The organism is Priestia sp. P5_B4, assembly GCF_056400385.1.
In genome coordinates this window covers 1-1,543 of the sequence record NZ_JBFULJ010000900.1, presented here as the reverse complement: position 1 = coordinate 1,543, position 1,543 = coordinate 1, and the positions used below count along the sequence as shown (strand labels likewise).

General features: G+C 40.5%; 2 protein-coding genes and 1 pseudogene. All 3 read right to left on the bottom strand.

What is annotated here, in order from left to right; genetic code table 11:
• Window positions 1-20: 20 nt before the first annotated feature.
• A complete protein-coding gene (locus AC1DRF_RS27300; protein ID WP_272801318.1) occupies window positions 21-290 on the bottom strand; it encodes a hypothetical protein in 270 nt (89 codons plus the stop codon).
• A gap of 127 nt (window positions 291-417) precedes the next feature.
• The gene (locus AC1DRF_RS27295) at window positions 418-1,398 is read right to left on the bottom strand and encodes an ABC transporter permease (protein WP_427076372.1); all 981 of its coding nucleotides are present in this window, start codon (window positions 1,396-1,398) and stop codon (window positions 418-420) included.
• A pseudogene (locus AC1DRF_RS27290) lies at window positions 1,391-1,543 on the bottom strand (ABC transporter ATP-binding protein); the annotation flags it as partial. The gene AC1DRF_RS27295 and the pseudogene AC1DRF_RS27290, both read right to left, overlap by 8 nt.

Here is a 1,543-nt window from a genome sequence, read left to right as displayed (position 1 = left end):
ACTAGCATCCACTTTTTCACTTAGCACTCAACCTTTCTTATTTTCTTTTCTGCTATCTTCTTTTCGATTTTCGTTTCTTTAACTCTTTCATAATAATGGGTACAGCTTTTTTTATTCCTTTTTTTACAGCGGGGCTTTTTAACAGTCTCGATAGTTTTGACATTTTTAAGCTCCTCTCTCATTTTGAAATAACAAAAAACACCTTTACCACATGTGGTAAAGGTGTTTGTATCCAGACCTTTACCAATGGCAACATTGGCAAAGGTCTCGCTAACAATTTGCATTGTCAATAAAGCCGGAGATAATAATCTCGAAATGACGACTTTACTGCAAGAGCTACTCCCCTTTGAGCAAAACAGCATTTTTTGTTAACACAATCATAACGCACGTTCCTGATTATCGTCAACTTATACGAAATTAGTACACGTCTTTTTTGGTAAATACCAGAAACGACACGAGCAGCCCCGCAAGTCCCCAAATGGTTAAAACACCCAAGGAAAACCCTAATGTCATTCCTTCAGTCGGAGGAGCTGTGCCTTGCAGATAAGAAGTTAAATTTAAATTAACCATAAACAAATACTTAGCCGAATGCCATGAAGAAACCATGCTGCTTAAAATCGTACCTGCAATCAAACAAGCAAGCATCACACCCATACCCGCAGCTGTACTTTTAATTAAAACAGATAGCATAAAAGCAAGCGTTCCAACAACAAGTGAGACAAACCAAGCAAGACCAAACTCCATTAAAATATATCTCCACTGCGAAATTAAATGAACGTCAGCTGTATTTAAGTCATTTCCCTGCACGCTAAATCCCGTAAGAATAGGGGCTGTCCAGCCTTTAAATCCAAATACACCGCCAGAAATGAGGTACGACAAAACGCCAAACATTAAAATTAAAAACGAGACGGACATGACGAGCGTGATATATTTACTAAGCAGGATTTTCCACCGTTTCACAGGCCTCGTCAACAATACCTTGATGGATCCCAAGCTGTACTCTGAAGACACTAAATCCGCTGCAATAATCATAATCATCAGCGGCAGCAAAAGCTGAATGGCGTTTTCAATGAACCCTCGCACAAACGTTGGTGCCCCTGGTTCCGAAGGATTGATATCATTATCTAAATAATACTGTTGCTGCGCCACGCGAATTTCAAGCTGCTTGCGCCAATCATCTGAAATTTGGCTTCCGCTCAGCCGGTTTTGCGTATCGATAATTTCTTGCTGCAGCGTACTGCGCCAATCGGTCGTTCCTAGCTTTTCTTGAAGGCGCTGTGTTTCGCGAAGCTGAGCGTAGGTGAACATAGAAATCAAAACGCCCATAATAAGGGTAACGATTAACAGGCGCTTTTTTCGAACGAGCTTGATCATTTCATTTTGAACCAAACTAATCAATCGATTCGCCTCCTGTCATTTCGATAAATAAATCTTCAAGAGTTGGAAGCTTTCGATTCATTTCTTTTACCGTTACTCCTGCTTGAATGAGCTGTTTGTTCCACTCTCCCACTTCAGCTTCTTCATAAAACGTCGTGACATACTC